Origin of the sequence: Pseudomonas urmiensis, from assembly GCF_014268815.2 — a bacterium.
GTDB classification, from domain to species: Bacteria; Pseudomonadota; Gammaproteobacteria; order Pseudomonadales; family Pseudomonadaceae; genus Aquipseudomonas; species Aquipseudomonas urmiensis.
In genome coordinates, this window is sequence record NZ_JABWRE020000001.1 from 2,726,280 (window position 1) to 2,739,401 (window position 13,122).

General features: G+C 63.6%; 12 protein-coding genes. 6 read left to right on the forward strand and 6 right to left on the reverse strand.

The annotated features are described in order from the left end of the window. Positions 1-10: 10 nt before the first annotated feature. The 3 genes from HU737_RS12130 to HU737_RS12140 form a co-directional block, all read right to left on the reverse strand. Positions 11-1,108: an extracellular solute-binding protein gene (locus HU737_RS12130; protein ID WP_186557204.1), complete on the reverse strand. Its 1,098-nt coding sequence runs from the start codon at positions 1,106-1,108 to the stop codon at positions 11-13. Beyond that, on the reverse strand, positions 1,108-2,217 hold the full coding sequence (gene aguA, locus HU737_RS12135; RefSeq protein WP_186557205.1) for an agmatine deiminase: 1,110 nt from the start codon (positions 2,215-2,217) through the stop codon (positions 1,108-1,110). Before aguA ends, HU737_RS12130 begins: the two co-directional genes overlap by 1 nt. A gap of 96 nt (positions 2,218-2,313) precedes the next feature. Continuing rightward, positions 2,314-3,201 carry a LysR substrate-binding domain-containing protein gene (locus HU737_RS12140; protein WP_186557206.1) on the reverse strand — a complete coding sequence of 296 codons (888 nt, stop codon included), beginning with the start codon at positions 3,199-3,201 and terminating at the stop codon, positions 2,314-2,316. A gap of 199 nt (positions 3,202-3,400) precedes the next feature. Here HU737_RS12140 and HU737_RS12145 point away from each other — a divergent pair, with 199 nt between their 5' ends. The 4 genes from HU737_RS12145 (at position 3,401) to HU737_RS12160 (ending at position 7,581) form a co-directional block, all read left to right on the forward strand. Next, on the forward strand, positions 3,401-4,690 hold the full coding sequence (locus HU737_RS12145) for an NAD(P)/FAD-dependent oxidoreductase (RefSeq protein ID WP_186557207.1): 1,290 nt from the start codon (positions 3,401-3,403) through the stop codon (positions 4,688-4,690). A gap of 14 nt (positions 4,691-4,704) precedes the next feature. Further along, a complete protein-coding gene (locus HU737_RS12150; RefSeq protein ID WP_186557208.1) occupies positions 4,705-5,262 on the forward strand; it encodes a helix-turn-helix domain-containing protein in 558 nt (185 codons plus the stop codon). 9 nt (positions 5,263-5,271) lie between these two features. After that, positions 5,272-6,624: a glutamine synthetase family protein gene (locus HU737_RS12155; RefSeq protein ID WP_186557209.1), complete on the forward strand. Its 1,353-nt coding sequence runs from the start codon at positions 5,272-5,274 to the stop codon at positions 6,622-6,624. Positions 6,625-6,801: 177 nt separating this feature from the next. Continuing rightward, a complete protein-coding gene (locus HU737_RS12160; protein ID WP_186557210.1) occupies positions 6,802-7,581 on the forward strand; it encodes a TSUP family transporter in 780 nt (259 codons plus the stop codon). Here the strand turns inward: HU737_RS12160 and nudC are convergent. Together nudC and HU737_RS12170 are read right to left on the reverse strand one after the other, a co-directional pair. Then, positions 7,549-8,379 (reverse strand): NAD(+) diphosphatase, encoded by an 831-nt coding sequence (gene nudC, locus HU737_RS12165; protein WP_186557211.1) that lies wholly within the window; start codon positions 8,377-8,379, stop codon positions 7,549-7,551. The genes HU737_RS12160 and nudC overlap by 33 nt on opposite strands. Before the next feature lie 32 nt (positions 8,380-8,411). After that, complete coding sequence (locus HU737_RS12170; protein WP_186557212.1) at positions 8,412-9,224, reverse strand: crotonase/enoyl-CoA hydratase family protein; 813 nt, start codon at positions 9,222-9,224, stop codon at positions 8,412-8,414. A gap of 149 nt (positions 9,225-9,373) precedes the next feature. On the opposite strand from HU737_RS12170, the gene nhaB reads away from it, so the two are divergent. Then, entirely contained in the window at positions 9,374-10,876 is a 1,503-nt protein-coding gene (gene nhaB / locus HU737_RS12175) for a sodium/proton antiporter NhaB (protein ID WP_186557213.1), read from the forward strand. Positions 10,877-11,010: 134 nt separating this feature from the next. Here the strand turns inward: nhaB and HU737_RS12180 are convergent, their stop codons facing one another. Beyond that, complete coding sequence (locus HU737_RS12180; RefSeq protein ID WP_186557214.1) at positions 11,011-11,403, reverse strand: GFA family protein; 393 nt, start codon at positions 11,401-11,403, stop codon at positions 11,011-11,013. Positions 11,404-11,551: 148 nt separating this feature from the next. On the opposite strand from HU737_RS12180, the gene HU737_RS12185 reads away from it, so the two are divergent. After that, on the forward strand, positions 11,552-13,117 hold the full coding sequence (locus HU737_RS12185) for a COG3904 family protein (protein ID WP_186557215.1): 1,566 nt from the start codon (positions 11,552-11,554) through the stop codon (positions 13,115-13,117). Positions 13,118-13,122: the final 5 nt, after the last annotated feature.

The following is a 13,122-nucleotide window of genomic DNA, read 5'->3' on the forward strand; positions in this document are numbered from 1 at the left end:
CTGCAAGGTTTCAGGTTCCACTTTTCAGCCGGCTGAAGGCTCTTGTCAGCTCGCGATTGAACTGCTTGCCATTGTCATTCTTGCTATACAACCGCGCCCGCACCTCTGCTGGCGGGTACGTTCCGGGCGCATTGCGAATCTGCGCATCCACCAGGCCATCAGCGGCGGTTATCGCATTGGCATAGTGGATGGTGTCGGTAATCGGCGCGATCACCTCAGGGCGCATCAAGTAGTCCATCAGCGCCCAGGCGGCCTGTGGATGCGGTGCATCCCTGGGCACCACCAGGGCATCGAGCCAGATCAACGTGCCCTCCTGCGGAATCCGGTAATCCAGGCTGAACGGCTTGCCCGCCTGCTGCGCCTGGCCTTGGGCAATGGCCACATTGCCGTTCCACGACATCGCCACACAGGTTTCGCCATTGGCCAGGTCATTGATGTTGCGATCATTGTCGAAGTAGCGGATGTAGGGCCGTATCTTGCGCAGCTGCGCCTCAGCCAGCTTGAGGTCTTCCAGGCGCTGCTGATTGATGTCCAACCCCAGGTAGCGCATTACCGCGGCAAACACCTCATTGGGATCATTCAGCAGGCTGACCCCGCAATCGGCGAATTTCGCCACCACCTGCGGATCGAACAACATCGCCCAGCTATCGCGCGGCGCATCGGCCAGCCGCGCCTGCACCGCCTGCTGCTGAAAGCCCACCCCGGTAGTGCCCCAGGCGTAAGTCCCGGCGTAGTGGTTGCCGGGGTCGAACACTGCCATGTGCTGACGGAACTCTTCACCGATACCCTGCAGGTGCGGCAGCTTGGCCTTGTCCAGCGGCTGCAAGGCGCCGCTGGCAATGGCTCGGCTCAAGTGCTGCCCGGCGCTGAGCACCAGATCGTAGCCACTGCCGCCGGTGAGTAGCTTGGTCTCGGCGGTTTCCAGAGAATCGAAATGGTCGGCAACCACCCGGATGCCCGTGAGCTTCTCAAAGTTGGCCAGGGTGTCCGGGGCGAGGTATTCGCCCCAGATGTACAGGTTGACGGTCGGCTGTTGTGCGTCGGCGGCCTGCGCCGCCGCCCCTGCGCAGCCCAACGCCACCGCAAGGGCGAGGTTGCGCAGTTTCATCAGCGGCGTCCCCCAGCGTATTGCGGCATGGTGATGCAAGCCACGTTGCCGCCACCCAGCAGGATCTCGCGGGAATTTTCGATGCCGATGATGCGGTGCCCAGGGAACAATTCAGCCAACGTCGCCTGCGCCACGCTGTCATTACGGTCGCCAAACAGCGGCACGACAATCGCCGAATTACCCGCGTAATAGTTGATATACGAGGCGCAGATGCGCGTGCCCGCCTCGCGCAGGTGGGTGCCTTCGACCTGATCCAGGCCGGCGGCTTCTTCGGCAGTCCATTGCAGCACATCCGGCTGGGGCAACTTGTGAACTTTAAGCTCGCGGCCACGGCTGTCGCGGGTGCTACGCAGGATATCGTAGGCCTCCTGGTAGATTTCCCATTGCGGGTCGTCGCGGTTGTCGGTCCATTGCAGCACCACTTCACCAGGGCGCACGAAACAGGCCAGATCATCGACATGGCCGTCGGTTTCGTCGAACTTGCAGCCCCGTGGCAGCCAGATCACCTGCTCGGCGCCCAGGTAGTCCTGCAGCCTGCGGGTCACTTCGTCCTTGCCCAGATGGGCATTGCGGTTGCGGTTGAGCAGGCATTGTTCGGTGGTCAGCAGGCTGCCTTGGCCGTCGCTCTGGATCCCGCCAAGCTCGGCGATCAATGGGGCACGATAGCGGTCCAGGTTCTCGATCTCGAGGACTTTGCGGGCGATCTGGTCGTCTTTGTCCCACGGGTAGTACAGACCGCCATCGAGCCCACCATAAGCGTTGAACTCAAAGTCGACGCCGCGCACCTCGCCGCTGCTGTCGTTGACCACAAAACACGGCCCGCTGTCACGGAACCAAGTGTCATTGCAGGTCATTTCCACCACCCGCACCTGCTCGGGCAGTACCCGCCGGGCATTGGCGTACTGGGCAGCGGAGGCGCAGACCGTCACCGGCTCACTGCTGGCGATCGCACTGACGATCTGCACCCAGGCGTTTTGCGCAGGCTTTGCCCCGTTGCGCCAGACATCTGTGCGCTCCGGCCAGCCGAGCCAGCAGCCAGCCTTTGGCTCGAACTCTCCGGGCAGGCGGAAACCATCAGCTTTGGGAGTGGTGGTAAGCGAACGTGCCATGGGTCAACCTCGTCGTCACTGGATGGGATGAGCAGACGCTACGCCGCCCAACGCCACGCTTCCAACGATGAAAACTCAGCGATAGGTGAATTCAATTCAGGGTTCGGCGATCTGTTCGATGAACCAATCGACGAAATCCGCCACTGCTGCGCGCTCCAGGCGCAGGCGTTCGCACACCAGGGCGTATTGCCCTTGGGCAGTGACGCTGGCACTGAACGGGCGCACCAGGCGGCCACTTTGCAGATCGGCCTGGCAGGTCAGGTTGTCGCCCATCGCCACGCCCTGGCCCAGCACCGCCGCCTCAAGGGCCAACGCCGCGTGGGGAAAATACAGTTGGCGGGTGGGGAGCGCGTCATCGGCGTGAGTGGCCAGCCAGGTGGTCCAGGTCTTGCCGTCCTGGTCGTCGTGCAGCAGGCAGTGGCGTACCAGGTCGCGTGGGCGCTTGAGTCCGCCTTGGTTGAACAGCCCAGGGCTGCACACTGGAAAGAACTGCAACAACGGCAGCGGCCGGACGAAGTGAGTACTGGCATCCAACGCGCTGGTGCCGTAGGTGATGGCGATATCGACATCCAGCGCCGGGGCGCCAGCATCGATTGGCTGGTCGTGCAGGTGCAGGGTGATGTGCGGGTAGCGGCTGCTGAAGTCGGCCAAGCGGGCGACCAACCACTTCTGCGCCAGCTCCGCAGTGACCGCCACCCGCAGCACCGCCTGGGAGGCTGGGTCACGCAGCTCATCGCAGGCCTTGCCGATCAATTCGAAGGCCTGTTGCAGGTGATGCAGCAGGCGCTCGGCTTCCGCACTGGGGCGCACCTGGCGACCGACGCGCTCGAACAGCGCCACGCCCAACTGCTCTTCCAGTTGACGGATCTGGTGGCTGACGGCGCTGTCGGTGACGCACAGTTCGGTGGCGGCACGGCCGAAATGGCCGTGGCGGGCGGCGCATTCGAAGGTGCGCAGGGCAGTCAGCGAGGGTAGGCGGCGCATGGCGGTAATCGCTCTTGTTCGAGGGATGAAACTGGGCGTTCGAGGCGAAGCTTACCTGTTGGGTGGGTGTCTGTGCTGACCTCTTCGCGGCGGTTCGGCGCGAAGAGGCCGGCGCATGCCTACAAACCTCACTGGCACAATGAAAATCCTCTGCTAAATTTTCATGAAATTAACAACAATAAATTTCATGAGGCTCGGCATGTTCAAGCAATCCGCACAGCACGTCGCCAGCTACTACGCCCAAACCTACCCCGCACCGATCCCGTTACGCCCTACCCTGCAAGGCCCGATTGATACCGAGGTACTGATCATCGGCGCCGGCTTCAGCGGCCTGCACACGGCCCTGCGCCTGGTCCTGGCCGGTAAGCGGGTAACTCTGCTGGAAGCCAGCCGGGTCGCCTGGGCAGCGTCCGGGCGCAATGGCGGCCAGGCGCTGCTGGGCTGGTCGTGCGATATGCCGCCGCTGGAAAAAGCCCTGGGCCTTGAGCGTACCCGCCGTTTATGGGACAGCATGTGCTGGGCTGCCCAGGAGCTGCGTGAACTGCCGCAGCGCCATGGCTTCGATGTCGACTACCGGACCGGCAGCCTGTGGACTGCCGTGCTCCCCCGCCGGGTCAACCAGCTTGCCCAGGCAAAACGCGAAGCCGAGGAAAAATGGGGCTACGACGCCCTGCGCCTGATCGGCCACGATGAACTACCCCAATGGATCGACAGCCCCCGCTACCAGGCCGCGCTGTATGACCCCAAAGGCGCCCACCTCAACCCGCTGAAGCTGGCGCAAGGCCTGGCCAGTGCCATCGAAGCCGCTGGCGGGCAGATTTTCGAACAGAGCCAAGTCCACGACTACCAGCAAACCGCCAGCGGTTTCGTCGCCCGCAGCGATCACGGCGAGGTCCGCAGCCAGGTGCTGGTGCTGGCCTGTAACGCCTACATCGACCGCCTCGATCGGCCATTGGCACGCCGGCTGCTGCCGGTGGGCTCCTACCAGGTGACCACGGCGCCACTGGAACCGGCCTTCGCCCTATCGCTGCTGCCGCGCAACAGCTGCGTGATCGACAACCAGTTCGTCCCCGACTACTTCCGCCTGACCCCAGACCATCGCCTGCTGTTCGGCGGCGGCTGCACCTATCTGGGTGGTATTCCCAAGGACATCGCCAGCGCCACTCGGCCCTACCTGGAGCGGGTCTTCCCTCAACTGACCGGGGTCGCGCTGGAGCATACCTGGGGCGGGCATATCGACTGCAGCATCCAACGCACCCCGGACATTGGCCGCCAGGGCCAGCGCTACTGGCTACAGGGGTTTTCCGGCCATGGCGTGCTGCCGACCCTGGCCGGGGCGCGGGCGGTCAGCGATGCGATCCTCGGCGATGAGCAGTTGCTAAGCCTGTACCAGGGCATCGACAACGGCCGCTTCCCCGGCGGCGATTTGCTGGCCGCGCCACTGGAGGCGGCGGCCAAGGCCTGGTATCGGCTACGCGACAACTTCTGATCGGAGCCATGGCAATGAACATGCAAGATGAAATCGAAGGCTTGGCGATCCTGGTCCGCGACCTGCGCAAGCACCGTGGGCTGACCCTGGATGAACTGGCCAATCAGATCAATCGCTCGGTAGGCTTCTTGTCCCAGGTCGAACGCGGCCTGTCGCGCCCGACCGTGGCTGACCTGACCGCCATCAGCGAAGCATTGAAGGTGCCCACCACCTATTTCTACAACGTCAGCAAACCGCGCGCGCTGGACTGGGTCACCCGCCCGGATGAGCGGCGCACACTCTACTACGCCGGTGGCGTTACCGATGTGCTGGTGTCGCCCAAGCTCAACGGCGGCTTCTCGATGCTCGATAGCCACTTGGCACCGGGCGCCAGCAGTGGCGAGGGGCACCTGAACGACAGCTCCGAGCAAGGCGGCTTTGTTCTGCAAGGTGAGCTGACCCTCTGGCTCGATGGCCAGGATGAGCCCGTCACCCTCTACCCCAACGACAGCTTCCAGCTGCCGCCCAACCGTCATTTTCGCTATGCCAACCTGTCCACCCAGGCGACCCGCGTCCTCTGGGTCTTCCGTTGAGAGCACACCATGACCAGCACCCAAGGTTTTGCCGATTTGCTCAGTGAAGTACGCGCGTTTCGCAGCCAACACCCCGCCGTACGCTATGTCGACTTGATCAGCCTGGACATCCCCGGGCATTTCTACGGCAAGCGCTACCCCATCGACATGCTGGAAAAAGTCGCGGCGGGCAGCGCGCTGAAGTTGCCGCAAAACTGCGTACTGCTCGGCGTGCAAGGCGGATTGTTCGACATTGGCGACTACTGCTTCAACGACGGCGACCCGGACGCGCCACGCCGGCTGATCGCCGGCACCCTCAAGCCGGTTAGCTGGGAGCGTGAACCGCTGGGGCAGATGCTGATCAGCTCCGACGGCACCGCCGCCCCCATCGAGTTCGAGCCACGGGAAGTGCTCGCCCGCGTGCTGCAACGTCTGCAGCGTCGCGGCATTCGCCCGGTGGTGGCGTTCGAGCTGGAGTTCTACCTGTTCGAACGCACGCTCCAGGACGGTGTGCCGCAGTTCCCCCGCGACCCGCTCAGCGGCGACCTGGATGACCAGCCCAACATGCACATCGAACGGCTGTCGCGCTTCAGCGACGTGCTGCGCGAGATGGTCGAGACCGCCAACGCGCAAGGCGTGGACGCCAACGTGATCACCGCCGAGCTGGGCCCCGGCCAGTTCGAGATCAACTTCGGCCACTGCGACGACGGCCTGCGCGCCGCCGACTGGGCGGCGCTGTTCTGCCGCAGCACCCGCGGCGTGGCCCTCAAGCACGGCCTGCGCGCCAGTTTCATGAGCAAGCCCTACTTGCAAGCGCCGGGCAGCGGCATGCATGTGCATGTCAGCCTGTATGACCAGGCCGGCAACAACCTGTTGGCCGCTGACGAGCAACGGCCGTTACGCCACGCGGTGGCCGGCTGCCTGGCGCTGCTGCCGCATTGCATGCCGATCTTTGCCGCCAACCACAATGCATTCAGGCGCTATGGCGCCATGGTCAATGCCGCCAGCCGCGCCAGCTGGGGGTTCGAAGACCGCGACGCGTGCATCCGTATTCCCGAGTCGGATCCGCGCAACCTGCGCATCGAGCACCGCTTGGCCGGGGCCGACGCCAATCCGTACCTGGTACTGGCGGCCATTCTAGCGGGCATGGAGCATGGCCTGGACGCGGCGCAGGAACCGATCGCGCCGCTCAATGAAGATCGTGGCAGCGGCATTGATTTTCCCAAGGATCTGCTGAGCGCCGTAGCCGCGATGCGCGATTACCCACCCGTGCTGGAAGGCCTGGGCGAGGAGTTCGTGATGGTCTACTGCGAGAACAAGCGTCAGGATCACCTGGCATTCATGCAGGAGGTCAGTGCCAGGGAGTACCGCTGGTTCCTGTGAAGATTGCTGGCAGTCCCACCGGTTCCTGTGAAGATAGCTGGGTTTATCGCAGGGCCCGCGTGGGAGCGGGCTTGCCCCGCGATGAGGTCAACACTGGCAACCCTTCACCCCGAGGGCTACCATGGCAGGCTTTAGCGCGGCCTTTTGCCGCGCCCTGCCGCATAAGCCCGAACCCTCATGCCTTTCGAACTCTCCGTAGAACCGCTCACCCTGTTGATCCTCGCCGCAGTCGCCTTCGTCGCCGGCTTCATCGATGCCATTGCCGGCGGTGGTGGCCTGCTGACCACACCAGCATTGCTCACCGCAGGCATGCCGCCGCACCTGGTGCTGGGCACCAACAAGCTCAGCTCAACCTTCGGCTCGGCCACCGCCGGCTTCACCTACTACCGGCGCAAACTGTTCCACCCGGCGCAGTGGCGCCCTGCCCTGTTCGCCACCCTGGTCGGGGCACTGCTGGGGGCGATCATCGCCCACTACCTGCCTGCCGAATGGCTGAACAAAATGCTCCCGGTGATCGTCTTCGCCTGCGGTATCTACCTATTGTTTGGCGGCACGCCGAAAGCACCGCTGGATGCCGATGCACCGATCAAGAAAACCTGGCAGGTGCCGCAGGGCTTCACCCTGGGCTTCTACGATGGCGTGGCAGGCCCTGGCACCGGGGCGTTCTGGACGGTCAGTACGCTGCTGCTGTACCCGATCGATCTGGTCCGCGCCAGCGGCGTGGCGCGCAGCATGAACTTCGTCAGCAACATCGCGGCGCTGACGGTGTTCATCGTGTCTGGGCAAGTGGACTACATCGTCGGCTTGGCCATGGGCCTGTCAGTGATGGTCGGCGCCTTCTTCGGTGCACGCACGGCGATCAGCGGCGGCAGCAAGTTCATCCGCCCGGTGTTCATCACCGTGGTGCTGGCGTTGACCGTGCGCCTAGCCTGGCAGCACTGGTTCGGGCAAGCCTAAGCGGCGCGCGACATACAGGTCGATCAGGTGCCGGGCGATGGAACGCCCGGCCGGCAGTGGCGGTAACGCATGGACGTTGAACCACTGCGCATCCTCGATCTCATCCGGCTGCATGACGATCTCGCCACCGGCGTACTCGGCATGAAAGCCCAGCATCATCGAATGCGGGAATGGCCAACACTGGCTGCCCACGTACTGGATGTTCTTCACCTGCACCGCCACTTCCTCACGCACTTCGCGCACCAGGCAGTCCTCTGCCGACTCACCGGGTTCGGCGAAACCAGCCAGGGTGCTGTAGACCCCAGTGACAAAGCGCGGCGAGCGCGCCAGCAGAATCTCGTCACCGCGCGTCACCAGAACGATCATGCTCGGCGAGATCCGTGGGTAGCTGCGCAGATCGCAATGCTGGCAGTACATCGCCCGCTCCCAGTGGATCTGCGTCATCGCCTGGCCGCAGCTGCCGCAGAACCGGTGCTCACGCGCCCAGGTGCCGATCTGCGCGGCATAGCCCAGTAGCTTGTAGGTATCGAAATCGCCTTCGAGCATGAACTGGCGCAGGCCACGCCAGCCACAACCGGCCACTTCGCCAGCGCTGCGCAGTTCGAGCAAGAACACCGGCTCGCCGTCGAAGTGGCCGATGCCGTGCTCGCTGAGCACGTCCAGCGCTTGGCGCTTGAGCCACTGGCGAGGGAACAGCGCGCCGTTGTCATCCACCAGGAACCCGTCCGGGCCGCGGGCAACGGCCCAGCCCCCAGAGATCTGCGGGTCGAGTACTGCGGTAGTCCAGCGTGCTGACATGTTCGGCTTCCTTCAAGCGCGTCCCCCGCCAATCAGTCGGCGAACGTCGGTTTCTGTTTGCTCATGTGCGCCGCCACGGCTACCCGCAAGTCTTCGGACTGCAGCATGGCGGCGTTCCAGGTGGCGATGTACTCCAGGCCATCGTCGATGCGATGGTCGCGCATGTAGCCGATCATCTCTTTGGTGCCGGCCACGGCAATGGGGGATTTTCCCGCAATTTCCCGGGCAATGGCAAAGACTCCGTCAAGCAGCGCCGCCTGATCAAGGTAGACCCGGTTGACCAGGCCGATCTGCCGCGCCTCTTCGGCCTCGACGTGACGACCGGTATAGGCCATTTCGCGCATCACGCCATCTCCGATGATCCGCGGCAAGCGTTGCAAGGTGCCGACATCGGCGGCCATGCCCATGTCGATCTCCTTGATCGAGAACTGCGCATCGCTGCTGCAGTAGCGCATGTCACAGGCCGAGACCAGGTCGATCGCACCGCCCAGGCAATAGCCCTGGATCGCCGCCAAGACCGGCTTGCGGCAATTGTCGACGGCGGTGAACGAAGCCTGCATGCGCAGGATGGTCTGGCGCAGCAGGCGGGCATTGCGACCGACGTCCTTGCCCAGCTGGTTGGCCAGCGACGCCAGCATCATCAGGTCGATGCCCGAGGAGAAATGCTTGCCTGCGCCGCTAATGACCACGGCCCGCACCGCATCGGTGTCGTCGATCCACTTGAAGATCGCGATGATCTCTTCCCAGAACGCCGCATTCATTGCGTTGATCTTTTCCGGGCGATTGATCTGAACGTGGGCGATGTTGTCGGTCAGTTCGACCTTGAACGCGGTGTAGTCGGTCACGGGCGGCACTCCTGTGGGAAAAGGGTTCAGCGCCGGACTATAGCGCACCCCACAGGCCGCACTTGTGCCAAAAGCGGGACTGCACAGCTTGCGCGATGCGCCCGCTTGGGGCACTTTGCGCCACTGCAGAATCATAAGGATACAAATTCATGTCGCGCTCTCTGGCCGGCACTGTCGCCCACTCGTTCCTGGGCCAGTCGCCGCTTTGGTACAAGGCGGTCATCTGCCTGTTCCTGATCCTCAACCCACTGGTACTGCTGAGCGCTGGCCCAGTGGCCGCAGGCTGGCTGCTGGTGATCGAGTTCATCTTCACGTTGGGCATGGCCCTCAAGTGCTATCCACTGATGCCTGGCGGTCTGCTGTTGATCGAAGCCTTGCTGATCAAGCTGACCACGCCCCAGGCGCTGTACGAAGAGCTGCTGCACAACTTCCCGGTGATCCTGCTGCTGATGTTCATGGTCGCGGGCATTCACTTCATGAAGGAGCTGTTGCTGTTCCTGTTCTCGCGAATCCTGCTGGGGGTGCGCTCCAAGGCGCTGCTGGCGCTGTTGTTCTGCGTGTTGTCGGCGTTTCTTTCGGCGTTTCTCGATGCCCTGACCGTGACAGCGGTGATCATCAGCGCGGCGGTGGGTTTCTATGCGGTTTATCACCGGGTGGCGTCTGGGGCCAACCCCCGGGAAGAGTCCGAGCTGGCCAGCGACCAGCAGGTCGCCCAGTTGCACCGTGAAGACCTCGACCAGTTCCGCGCCTTTCTGCGCAGCCTGTTGATGCATGGCGCGGTCGGCACGGCGCTGGGCGGGGTCTGCACCTTGGTCGGCGAGCCGCAGAACCTGCTGATCGGCCATGAGCTGGGTTGGCACTTCGCCGATTTCTTCCTCAAGGTGGCGCCGGTTTCCTTGCCAGTACTCGCCGCCGGCCTGGTGACCTGCGTAGCCCTGGAGAAGCTGCGCCTGTTTGGTTACGGCACCCTGATGCCCGAGCGCGTACGCCAGGTGCTGGCCGCCCACGCCGCCGAGGACGATGCCGCGCGCACCCCAGCGCAACGCCTGGCACTGCTGGTGCAGGGGGTTGCCGCGCTGATCCTGATTGTCTGCCTGGGCCTGCACATCGCCGAAGTCGGCTTGATTGGCCTGATGGTGATCGTGCTGATCACCGCGTTCACCGGCATTACCGACGAGCACCGCCTGGGCCGCGCGTTCCAGGACGCCATGCCGTTCACGGCGTTGCTGGTGGTGTTTTTCGCGGTGGTCGCAGTGATCCATCAGCAGCAGTTGTTCAGCCCGCTGATCGCCTCGGTGCTGGCCCTACCGGCCGAGCAGCAGCCAGGCATGTTGTACTTGGCCAACGGCCTGCTGTCGGCGATCAGCGACAACGTGTTCGTGGCGACCATCTACATCACCGAGGTCAAGCAAGCATTTGTCAACGGTGCGATGAGCCGCGAGCATTTCGAGACCTTGGCGGTGGCGATCAATACCGGCACCAACCTGCCCAGCGTGGCCACGCCCAATGGCCAGGCAGCGTTTCTGTTCCTGCTGACCTCGGCGATTGCCCCGCTGATTCGGCTGTCGTACGGGCGGATGGTGTGGATGGCCTTGCCGTATACCGTAGTGATGGGTGGCCTGGGCTGGTGGGCGGTGACTTACTGGTTGTAAAGCCCAAGCCAATGGGTTGACTGTGCCGGCCTCATCGCGGGGCAAGCCCGCTCCCACGCCCATCTCCCACGAGGACCTGAGCGGCCTGCGTGGAAGCGGGCTTGCCCCGCGATGAGGCCGGCACTGACACGCCATCAATCCTCGCCACGCCCTACCCCTTCACGGTCCTGCGGGTAATGCTTGGCCAGGGCAAACGCCGGCAACCAGCCCTCGCGGCGCACCGTCCAGCTTTCATAGGTAGGCTGCAGTTGATCAGGCGCATCCATCGCCCCCAGATTGACCTCGACTTCATCAGCACTGCGATTGAACACCGACGAACCACAACGCGGACAAAAATGCCGCCCCGCGTAATCGCGCGTCTCACCCGTGATCGTCACCGCCGCCTGAGCAAAGATCGCCGAGGCATGAAACAACGCCCCGTGAAACTTTCGACAATCCAGACAGTGGCACAGGCCAACCCGGTAGGGCCTCCCCGTTGCTTCAATCCGCACATCGCCGCACAGGCACCCTGCGCTGAATCGCTGCATGACGCACCTCCGTCATCTCTTCGATCAGCTTCAATAGTGGAACTCACAGCCCACGATTGCCAGCCGCGATGCGGTTTCCTACCGTCGCCCACAGCTGATCGATTATTATCCATAGCCGCTCCCCCCTCTCGTAACGGAACCCCGGATCATGGAACGATCGGTCGACGACCCGCTGCCTGAACCTCGCCGCCATTACATCGTGCGCCATTGGCGTGGCGAGCTGTCGCTGGCGACGTCGTTGTGGGTCAACGAAATGTTGCTGGGCGTGTTGTCGCTGCCCATTTTCTTGCTGCTGTATTGGCTGCTGGTGCGCTACCCACTCAGTCCAAAGGCGTTGGTTGCCGTGCTGATCCCGCTGCTGTGTATCACCCTGGCGGTGGCCATCTGGCAGGCGGTGGGGGTCAGGCGCTCGGCTAAGCGCCACAAGGCGCAAGGCGGCAAGGTCTATTGGGTTACTCTGGTGCGCATGTTGGTGCTGGCAGTGCTGTTGGTGAGCGGGCGCGAACTGCTGCTGGGGTTCTACCCGGCACTCAAGTCGCTGGCGCAAATGGTCAGCAGCCCCGATTCGTTACCTGCCCACCGCATCAGCCTGCTCAGCGAGCACGAAGTGGAAATTGCCGGCGCTCTGTCACCCGGCAGCCTGAGCACATTCGAGCAGCTTCTCAGGGCCAATCCACAGCTGACCACAGTCCAGCTGGACAGCCCCGGCGGGCTGTTGGGCGAAGCCCGGGCGATTGCCCTGCGTATCAAGGAAAACGGCTTCACCACCTATACCAACGCTGAGTGTTCCAGTGCCTGTACCCTGCTGTTCCTGGCCGGCAAGCAGCGGCTGCTGGGTCATCAGGGGCGCCTGGGCTTCCACAGCCCAAACCTCTACGGCAGTGACACTGCGCCTCAGTTCATGCGCGCTATGTATCGCCAGGCCTTCGATGAGCATGGCGTATCGGCAGCGTTCAGCGACAAAATGCTCAATACCCCTCCCAGCGCCATGTGGTATCCGCAAAGCGAGCAACTGCTGCACGAGCGGATCGTCACCGCGGTGGTCGATCCTGGGCGGTTCAGCGATGGCCGACTGCTGCGACTAAAGCAACCAGGCCAGCTCGATAGCTTCCTGCAAGGCAACTTCGTGTTCAGAACCCTTGCCCAAGCCGATCCCGAGCGCTACCAGGCGATCAAGACCGAGGCCGCCAAGGCACTGGATGAGGCCAGCAGCTTCGCTCAGTTCAGTGGGTTGACCGGGCGCGAGAGCTCGATCCTGGTCACTCAGGCGCTGGACATGGCACCTGCCGCGCCAACCCTGGCGTTCTGGCACGCCCAGGTGGCGCTGATGCAGGCCCTGCAAGAGCATGCGCCCGAGCAGTGCAAAAACTACATTCTTGGCACGCTACCGGCAGGCTTCAGCTACGCCGAAGCGGTACCAGCGACTGTCTTGCAACAAATCCAGGAGGCTCAGCGCGGCGTCATCGAGGCCGCAGCGCAAAACCCCAGCGACGCCACAGCGTCGCTGCTCAAAGCCAACCTCGATGCCCTGTTTATCCAGGCCCAGGCCAGCATGCCCGCAGCGCGCGAGCTGTTCGTCAAGCCGCGCCAGCACGCAGACCAGCCAGACGCCCTGTGCCGCGCGCATCTGTTGTTGTACCGCTTGGCCTTGGCCCTGCCCGACCAGCAGCAGGCTGCCTCGGCGGTAGCGCAGCTGCGCGCGTATCCGCGCTGAAGGCC

What these genes read in the sequence shown, in the direction of transcription:
- HU737_RS12140 (WP_186557206.1), bottom strand. Translation starts at nt 3,201, where the DNA reads ATGCGCCGCCTACCCTCGCTGACTGCCCTGCGCACCTTCGAATGCGCC.
- HU737_RS12155 (WP_186557209.1), top strand. Translation starts at nt 5,272, where the DNA reads ATGACCAGCACCCAAGGTTTTGCCGATTTGCTCAGTGAAGTACGCGCG.
- nudC (WP_186557211.1), bottom strand. Translation starts at nt 8,379, where the DNA reads ATGTCAGCACGCTGGACTACCGCAGTACTCGACCCGCAGATCTCTGGG.
- HU737_RS12145 (WP_186557207.1), top strand. Translation starts at nt 3,401, where the DNA reads ATGTTCAAGCAATCCGCACAGCACGTCGCCAGCTACTACGCCCAAACC.
- HU737_RS12160 (WP_186557210.1), top strand. Translation starts at nt 6,802, where the DNA reads ATGCCTTTCGAACTCTCCGTAGAACCGCTCACCCTGTTGATCCTCGCC.
- HU737_RS12130 (WP_186557204.1), bottom strand. Translation starts at nt 1,108, where the DNA reads ATGAAACTGCGCAACCTCGCCCTTGCGGTGGCGTTGGGCTGCGCAGGG.
- HU737_RS12185 (WP_186557215.1), top strand. Translation starts at nt 11,552, where the DNA reads ATGGAACGATCGGTCGACGACCCGCTGCCTGAACCTCGCCGCCATTAC.
- HU737_RS12150 (WP_186557208.1), top strand. Translation starts at nt 4,705, where the DNA reads ATGAACATGCAAGATGAAATCGAAGGCTTGGCGATCCTGGTCCGCGAC.
- nhaB (WP_186557213.1), top strand. Translation starts at nt 9,374, where the DNA reads ATGTCGCGCTCTCTGGCCGGCACTGTCGCCCACTCGTTCCTGGGCCAG.
- aguA (WP_186557205.1), bottom strand. Translation starts at nt 2,217, where the DNA reads ATGGCACGTTCGCTTACCACCACTCCCAAAGCTGATGGTTTCCGCCTG.
- HU737_RS12180 (WP_186557214.1), bottom strand. Translation starts at nt 11,403, where the DNA reads ATGCAGCGATTCAGCGCAGGGTGCCTGTGCGGCGATGTGCGGATTGAA.